General features: G+C 66.1%; 6 protein-coding genes. 4 read left to right on the top strand and 2 right to left on the bottom strand.

The window, feature by feature from the left end:
- A partial coding sequence (locus tag PGX04_RS08410; protein WP_273738096.1) for a LysE family translocator occupies positions 1–492 on the bottom strand: 492 nt, incomplete at its 3' end.
- Between the two features lie 262 nt (positions 493–754).
- Between PGX04_RS08410 and PGX04_RS08415 the strand changes: the two genes are divergently transcribed.
- The 3 genes from PGX04_RS08415 (at position 755) to PGX04_RS08425 (ending at position 4766) form a co-directional block, all read left to right on the top strand.
- Positions 755–1396 carry a TlpA family protein disulfide reductase gene (locus tag PGX04_RS08415; RefSeq protein ID WP_273738097.1) on the top strand — a complete coding sequence of 214 codons (642 nt, stop codon included), beginning with the start codon at positions 755–757 and terminating at the stop codon, positions 1394–1396.
- Positions 1397–1773: 377 nt separating this feature from the next.
- The gene (locus PGX04_RS08420; RefSeq protein WP_273738098.1) at positions 1774–3369 is read left to right on the top strand and encodes an ABC transporter substrate-binding protein; all 1596 of its coding nucleotides are present in this window, start codon (positions 1774–1776) and stop codon (positions 3367–3369) included.
- Positions 3366–4766, top strand: coding sequence for an APC family permease (locus tag PGX04_RS08425; protein ID WP_273738099.1), 1401 nt, complete (start codon positions 3366–3368; stop codon positions 4764–4766). Before PGX04_RS08420 ends, PGX04_RS08425 begins: the two co-directional genes overlap by 4 nt.
- Here PGX04_RS08425 and PGX04_RS08430 read toward each other — a convergent pair.
- Entirely contained in the window at positions 4763–7252 is a 2490-nt protein-coding gene (locus PGX04_RS08430; RefSeq protein ID WP_273738100.1) for a DNA topoisomerase I, read from the bottom strand. The two genes, PGX04_RS08425 and PGX04_RS08430, sit on opposite strands and share 4 nt — an antisense overlap.
- Positions 7253–7699: 447 nt before the next feature.
- Here PGX04_RS08430 and PGX04_RS08435 point away from each other — a divergent pair.
- The coding region (locus tag PGX04_RS08435) for a sulfide-dependent adenosine diphosphate thiazole synthase (protein WP_273738101.1) at positions 7700–8293 on the top strand (594 nt) is incomplete at its 3' end.

Below are 8293 nucleotides of genomic sequence, written 5' to 3' on the forward strand. Positions count from 1 at the left end.
AGTCTGGACGACCAGCGCTCCCTCGAGCGCCCGCCCGACCGCCGGGGCGTGAGCGAGCACGTCCAGCGTTCCCGGCTCGAGCAGGCCGACGCCGACGGTGAGCCAGAAGCCGATCTGGTAGGGGTTGGTCAGCGACAGCACGAATGTCTTCCTGAACCCCGAGGCGGCGGCTCGACCGGCGTCGGTGAACGACGCGGCGGCTCGCGCCTCGTCGATCGCACCGATCGCGAAGTACAGCATGAGACAGCCGCCGGCGAGGTAAAGCGCGGGGCGGACGCCCGAGAGGCGATCGATCACGGCGACGATACCGGCCAGCGTGAGGAGAAAGAAGAGCACGTCCGCGAGCATCGCACCGAGACCGGCTCGAAAGCCGGCCGTCCAGCCGCGGACGACGCTCTCCTCGGCGATAATCGCGTTCATTGGCCCCGGCGGGGCCGCGAGCGCGAGTCCGAAGCAGACGCCGGCCAGTGCTGTGACGGCGAGTGAGGTCACGGTTTCGATCTCGAGTGAGCGATACAGGCGCAAAAGCTCAGCGAACTGCCGTCGGTGAATTCGCTCGAATTACCATCCTCCTCGCCTCGAACGGGCCTTCTCCTTGCGCTTCCGTAAACGGCACTCAGGGACTGTTGTGCCCGCGTCTACTGCCGTACTATTCAGTTCGATAACCAGTTACATCTTAGTTTCTGACGCCCGTCGCGTCTCGTATGGAGCACTATCGGTATCGATTGCGTTCCGTCCGAACGGTGGGACGGCCATGAGACGCCGAGAAATTATCGCCGGACTCGGGAGCGTCGGGGTCCTCGCCGGCGCAGGGGGCCTCTTCCTCGGGGGTGTTCCCTCGTTCGGGGCCGTTCCCTCATTCGAGGCCGACAGCACCGAATCGGAACACGAGGGCGGCTCCGATGGCCCGATCACGGTCGAGACGATCGACGCTCCCGGGAGCGAAGCCGGCACAGTCACCGTCCCCAACGGCGACGTCATGGTCGTCGAACTCTTCGTCACCGGGTGTGGCAACTGTCAGGCGCAAATGTCGAACCTCGCCGAGGCGCACTCTCAACTCGCCGCGGATTACGGCGACGGTCTCACGTTCCTGGGAGCTACATACCAATCCAATGATAGCAAGCCGCCAGCCGAACTGCGGGACTGGTGGCGCGGTCACGGCGGCAACTGGCCCGTCGGCTACGACCCGACGGGGGATATCTCGGCCCGCTACGGCGCCGTCGGGTATCCCGTAACCATGGTCATCGACGAACGGGGCGAGAAACGCTGGGAGGAACTCGGCTTCGCGCCGCCCGAAACCATCGTCGAGGCCGTCGAACCCGTTCTCGAGGCGAACGACGGGACGACAACCAACGAATCGACTACACCCGGAGCGAACGAGTCACAGACCGCGTGAGAGAGTCGATCGGTCGTAGCGGCATTCCTCGAAGACCGCTCGAGCGCGTCGGCGACCGTGAGAAGGGGGGCGGTCAGAATCTGCCGGCAGTCGGGATCGGTCGACGCGCCGTCACGGACCCCACGTGAGGAGAGTCGACGGTGGGTGCGGTGACCCGACGGTACTGGTCGGTCGTCGGACCGTGTTCCGGCGACCCAGCGACCGTGTCGGGTCCGACGAAGGCACGGGCGTTCGTCGGTGGCTCCCCCATCAGGTGCAGGCCGACCGCACAACGTCGTTCACCACGCACGTTGTAGCAACGCGTCCTGCGAACGAGTGCGACGGGATTCGACTATGAGACGACAGCAGCGTATCACTGGCGGTGGGTCCTGAAACGGATGGACGACGGAACGAACGAACGAATAGACGAGACGACGCGACGCGCCCTGCTCGCCGCACTGGGCGGTTCGGGCATCGCGGCCACGGACGGGTGTTCGACGATGCTCGAGACGAGTTCGGGGCCGCGGTTCCGGCTCGGGACGCTTCGTCCGCCGATCACGCTCGATCCGATCACCGCGAAATCGATTGGCTCCGAACAGGTCATCGGGCGGGTGTTCGACGGGCTCTACGAGTACGACGACGGAACCGACACCGTCCCCAAAATCGCGGCCGGGGAGCCGCAGTTCGAGAACGACGGCCGAGCGGCCGTCGTCGAACTCGACGACAGCGCGCGGTTTCAGAACGACCGGGCGGTGGTCGCCGACGACGTCGTCTACTCCTATTCCGCGCCGCTCGAGGAGGACGCGCCGACGGCGTGGCGGGTGAGCCCGTTCGATTCGGTCGAGGCCGTCGACGAGCGCACCGTCCGATTTTCGCTCGAGGAACCGTATCCGGCGCTCGACCACGCGCTCACGCAGCCGATCGTCCCCCGGCAGGAGCGAGAAGACGACAGGGAGGCGTTCGCGACTGAGCCGGTCGGGGCCGGCCCGTTCGAAGTCGCGTCGTTCAGCGCGGAGAAGACGGCGACGCTGCGCCGCTGGGACGACTACTGGGGCGACCCGATCCCCGGAATCGATCGGCTCACCGTGGCGTACGTCGAGTTCCCGATGACCCAGCTGACGAGTCTGCGGACGAACCGCAACGACGCGATCGAGCCGGTATCGCCGATGATCGTGGACCACGTCAGCGACGTGGCGAACGCGTCGGTGAAGCGCCGGCACGGATACACCTCGTTTTACTTCGGCTTCAACCTGAACCAGGGGCCGACGACCGATCCCCGGGTCCGGGAGGCGATCAGCTACTGTCTCGACCTCGAGAAAGCGGTCGCCGACTTCGTCGAACCGATGGGACAGCGCCAGTACAGTCCGCTGCCGCCGGGGGTCGCCAGCGACTGGGACATGCCGACCGACGAGTGGGCCGACCTCGCGAACGAGACGAATCCCGAACGGGCCCGCCAGCTGTTCCGCGAGGCCGACGAAGCGAGCGGCCAGCTCCGCATTCTCACCTCGACGGACCCGAAACACAAGGAGTTCGGTGAAGCGCTGGCCGGCGGGCTCAGGGACGCGAGCCACGGCGCACTCGTGGTCTCCAAACCGGAGTCGACGTTCCTCGAGCGATACGTTTCCGGCTCCGAGCGCGATTACTCGGTGTTCGTCGGGGAGATCAGCGGGACGCCCGATCCGGACTCGCACCTCTACCCGACGTTCCACGAGAACATGGCGGGCGTGACAAACGGGACCTTCTACCGCGAGGACGCGGTCATGGAGCGGCTCACGGCGGCTCGCGAGACCGAGAACCGCGAACGGCGACGCCGGCTCTACGAAGCGGCGATCACCCGGCTGCTCGAGGACCGGGTCTGTCTCCCCATCTGCTCGTTCGAGCACAGCTTCGCGGTGGCCGCCGACGTGCAGAACTTCCGGGTCCATCCCATCGCACGGGTCAACCCGCGGCTCGCAGCGGGTGACGAGGTCGTCACGGTGGGATCGGAATCATGAGTGAGAACGACGGCGGCGAGAACGCCGGTGGTGGGAACGGCAGCAGCAAAAACGGGGGTAGCGGAAACGGCGACGACGGACATGGAGACGAGAAGTTCGGCGTCGGAACGGCCGTCGCACTGGGCGTGGGCGGCATCGTCGGTGGTGGCATTTACGCGGCGATCGGCATCGTCGTGGCCGCAGCGGGCATTCTGACGTGGTTCGCCTACTCGCTGGCGACCGTCGTCGTCTTCTGCTGTGCCTACTCGTACATCAAATTGAACGACGCGACCGACAGCGACGGCGGCTCGGTCTCGTACATCGAGGAACTCACGGGGAGATCGACGGTCGCCGGCGTGGTCGGCTGGACGCTCGTCGTCGGCTACATCGGGACGATGGCGATGTACGCCTACGCCTTTGGCATGTACGGCCAGATGCTGATCGGCTACGAGTACGTCTGGGGATTGCCGATTCGACAGTTCCTCTCGGTCGGCGTACTCGCGGTCTTCGTCGGAATCAACCTCCTCGGCGCGGGCTCGTCGGCGGCGGTCGAACGGTATCTCGTGTTCGTCCAGGCGGGGATCATCGCCGCGTTCGGCCTGATCGGACTCTGGTTCGGCGCGGCGAACTATCAGCTACGGCTCGGTTTCGCCGAATTCGGCCTCAATCCGATCCTCGCCGCCTCGGTCGGGTTCGTCTCGTTCGAGGGCTGGCAGCTGCTGTTTTACGATCAGGAGCAGTTCGACGATCCGGACGAGACGCTCGCGAAAGGCGTGTTCATCTCGATTCCCATCGCAGCGGCCATCTACATTCTCGTCGGGTTCGTGATTACGACCCTCCTTCCCGAGGAGGTCGTCGCCGCCCAGCCCGAGCCGTCGCTGCTCTACGCCGCGCTGTCGATCTCGAAGTGGCTCGCGCTCGCCGTCGGCCTCGCCGGGCTCATCTCGACGGCGAGCGCGATCAACTCGACGCTGTTCAGCGAGGCCATCTTCGCGAAGAACCTGATCAGCGACGACATCCTCCCCGACGAGATGGGCGACGCGGACGCCGACGCCGCCCCGTCGCGGACCGTGATCGTCATCGGCCTCCTGACGGCCGCCTTCACCGTCCTCGGAAGCCTCGAGGCCGTCGTGGAGTTCGCCTCGCTGGCCTTCATCGTCGTCTTCGGTGCGATGAGCGCACTCGCACTCTCGGTGCGCGACGCGGAGGGCGTCGACGTCAACCCGATCCCGCCGCTGCTCGGCGTCGTCGGCTCGGCGGCCTTCTTCGTCATGCTGACGTGGTACCTCTACTCGCAGCTCCCGGCCGTCTTCTGGCTGGTCGTCGCCATCGCGGCAGTAGTCTTCGCGGTCGAAGGGATGTATTTCAAGCGCGAGAAACTCGCCGAGGGCGTTCGGCAAGTGGAGAAACGCGTCTAGGCCTTCGCCTGCCAGGTCCGAACCCGGTCGGCGCTGACGCCCTCGACGTCGGACGCGACCGCGTCGGGATCGTCGTCGCTCAGGTCCTCGAGGGCCTCGATCCCCGCCGCGGCGAGCTTCTCGACGGTCTTCGCGCCGACGCCGTCGAGCGCCTCGAGGTCCGAGCCCGTCTCGCTCTCGCGGGCCTGGAACTCCTGGTAGTTACAGATCGGACAGCCGAGTTCCCAGGGCTCGTCGCCGCTGTGGACGACGAGTTCGGGAAGTTCGTGCTCGTCGCAGTACTCGTCGGTGACCTCGATCTCGCCGCGCCGGGGCAGGGGCAGGGAGTACTCGCAGTCGGGGTAGCGCGTACAGCCGACGAGCCGGGAGCCGCTCTGGAGGGTTTTCACGGCGAGTTCGCCGCCGTGTTCATCACCGCAGTCGGGACACTCGCCCAGCACCGGCCCCTCGCCGGCGTCCTCGGCCTTACAGAGGGGACAGCCGTGGACGAACGTCTGCCGACCGGCGAGCATCTTGACCTCGTTCAGGCCGTGTTCCTCGCACTCGTCCTCGAGGATGAGCGGCTTCCCGGTCGAGGGCAGCGGCAGCGTGTTCTCGCAGTCGGGGTAACCGTCGCAGCCGATGAAGTACGAGCCGTGGCGACTCCGGCGGACGAGCAGGTCCTCCCCGCACTCGGGGCACGGTCCGAGGCGCTTGTCGTCTTTCAGCGACTTGCGGAGGTGGTCGCCGATCTCGTCGCGCGAGTCGGCGAGGTTCTCGAAGATCTCCTCGAGCATCTCCCGGGACTCGTCGGTCACGTCGTCGAGCGTCGCCTCGCCGTTCGCGATGGCGTCCATGTCGGCCTCGAGCTGGGCGGTCATCTCCTCGCTGACGACGCGGTCGGCGTAGTTCTCGGCCGCGTCGACGACGGCCATCGCGAGCTTCGTCGGCCGCGGTGGATCGCTCTCGATGTAGCCCCGATCGTACAGCTTCTCGAGGGTGTTGTGTCTGGTCGACTTCGTTCCGATCCCCATTTGCTCCATGGTCTCGATGAGCCGCGACTGGCCGTATCGTCGGGGCGGCTGGGTCTGTTTGTCCTCGAGTTCGACGTCGGAAAGCGCGAGTTCCTCGCCCTCGTCGACGTCGGGAACGAAGTTCTCCGTCGTCGAGAAGTACGGGTAGACGTCGTGATAGCCCGGCTCGACGAGTCGCTTGCCGTTGGCCTTCAGCCGGCAGTCGTCGACCTCGGCGACGACCTTGAGGTGTTCCCAGACCGCGGCGTCGGCGACGGTCGCGTAGAACCGCCGCACGACGAGTTCGAACACCTCCCACTCGTCGTCGCTCACGTCGCCGCGGGTCGGAATCTCGCCCGTGGGGTGAATCGGCGGGTGGTCGGTCGTCTCCTCGTCGCCCTCCGTCGGAGCGATCTCGTCGGCCTCGAGCAGCGATTCGGCGGAGTCGCCGAGCGAGGGGTGGCCGACGAACTCGTCGAGGAGATCCTCGGGCTCGAGATCGTCGGGGTAGACGGTATTGTCGGTCCGCGGATACGTGATGTAGCCGGCGGTGTAGAGGTCCTCGGCGATCGACATCGCCCGTTTGGCGGAGTAGCCGATGGCACCCGCGGCGCGGATGAACTGGGTCGTGTTGAACGGCTCGGGCGGCGTGTCGGTCCGGGTCCGCCGGTTGACGTCGACGACGGTCGCCGCGTCGCGGCTCGAGAGCGTGTCGTAGACGTCCTCGGCGATGGCCTCCTCCCAGACGCGTTCGGCCTCGTTGTCGTCCTCGTCGCGGTAGAAGTACTGGGCCTCGAATGGGGCCGAATCACCCTCGCTCTTCGTAAGGTCCGCGAACAGCTCCCAGTAGTCCTCCGGATCGAAGGCCTCGATCTCGCGCTCGCGGTCGACGATCAGCTTCAGCGTCGGCGACTGCACCCGGCCGACGGAGATGAAGTCGTTGCCCAGTTGCCCCGAAGACAGCGAGAGAAAGCGTGTGAGCGCGGCCCCCCAAACGAGGTCGATGATCTGGCGGGCCTCGCCGGCGGCCGCGAGGTCGAAGTCGAGTTCGTCCGGCTCGTCGAACGCCTTTTGCACCTCGTTCTCCGTGATCGAGGAGAACCGCACACGTCGAATGGGGACGTCCTCGTCGACCTCGCGGACGATATCGTAGGCCTCCTTGCCGATCAGCTCCCCCTCGCGGTCGTAGTCCGTCGCGATCGCAACGCGATTGGCGCGACGGGCCAGCAGGCGCAGCGTCGCCACGATGTTCTCCTTCGTGGCCGTCTTCTCGACGCTCGCGTCGATCAGCTCCACGGGCTCGACGTCCCGCCAGTCGGAGTACTCCGAGGGGAAGTCCACGCCGACGACGTGGCCCGACAGCCCCACGCAGCGCTTGCCGCCCCACTCGTAGACGTTGACCCCGTTCTCCCTGCTCGAGTCGTAGGTCCCGCCGCTCAGGATGTCGGCGATCCGGCGGGCCGCGTTGTCCTTCTCCGTGATGATCAGCTCCACCGCGGCTCACCTCTCGGTCCTCGAGCGTCCGGCCGTCGTCGCGGACGAATATCGGTCATCGTCGCTCGGTACGGCTGAGGATCTGATAACGTTTTCGCCGAAACCGACCGACAGCGCGGGTGTGCGCGCCGCGCGGGCTCGCGTGAGTGCGGTCGCGCGTGCGAAGGACCGTGCGGAGTCGGCAACCGGGTTCGGAGTCGGCAACTCGGGTCTGGGAGCCGAGCCCCGTTGCCACGCCCGAGCGACACTGACCGGATCGAAACGTGCAAGCGCTCGGATTGTCCCGCGAGCGCCTCGGCGTACCGACGGGAATCACGTTCCGGATCGATACCAGAAGTCGAGCTTTCCGCACCGTTCTATCGCCTCGAGAGAACCTCATGAACGTTAATTTATCACGGATAGCGGCGACGACAGACTTATCACTACTCTGTGTTACCACCTAGTTGTATGAGCGAATTTGAGCAGTTCAGTCAGGTCGGCGAAGCAGACGTCACCCGCGCGATCGGACAGGAGTGGACCGAGGAGTTCATGGACTTCTCGGACTCGGATGTCATCATCGTCGGCGGCGGTCCCTCGGGGCTGACGGCGGCGAAGGAACTCTCCGAGCGGGGTGTGAAGGTAATGGTCGTCGAGAAGAACAACTACCTCGGCGGCGGCTTCTGGCTCGGTGGCTTCCTGATGAACAAGGTCACGGTCCGCGATCCCGCTCAGCAGGTTCTCGACGAACTCGAAGTGGACTACAAGCAGTCCCAGGACAGCGAGGGACTCTACGTCGCGAACGGGCCCGAAGCCTGTTCCGGCCTCATCAAGGCCGCCTGCGACGCGGGCGCGAAGATGCAGAACATGACCGAGTTCACGGACATCGTCATCCGCGAGGACCACCGCGTCGGCGGCATCGTGATGAACTGGACGCCGGTCCACGCGCTGCCCCGCGAGATCACCTGCGTCGACCCGATCGCGGTCGAGGCCGACCTGGTCATCGACGCGACCGGCCACGACGCGATGGCGGTCAAGAAACTCGACGAGCGCGGCGTCCTCGAC

Source organism: Natrinema soli (genome assembly GCF_028618695.1).

What these genes read in the sequence shown, in the direction of transcription:
- PGX04_RS08420 (WP_273738098.1), top strand. Translation starts at nt 1,774, where the DNA reads ATGGACGACGGAACGAACGAACGAATAGACGAGACGACGCGACGCGCC.
- PGX04_RS08415 (WP_273738097.1), top strand. Translation starts at nt 755, where the DNA reads ATGAGACGCCGAGAAATTATCGCCGGACTCGGGAGCGTCGGGGTCCTC.
- PGX04_RS08425 (WP_273738099.1), top strand. Translation starts at nt 3,366, where the DNA reads ATGAGTGAGAACGACGGCGGCGAGAACGCCGGTGGTGGGAACGGCAGC.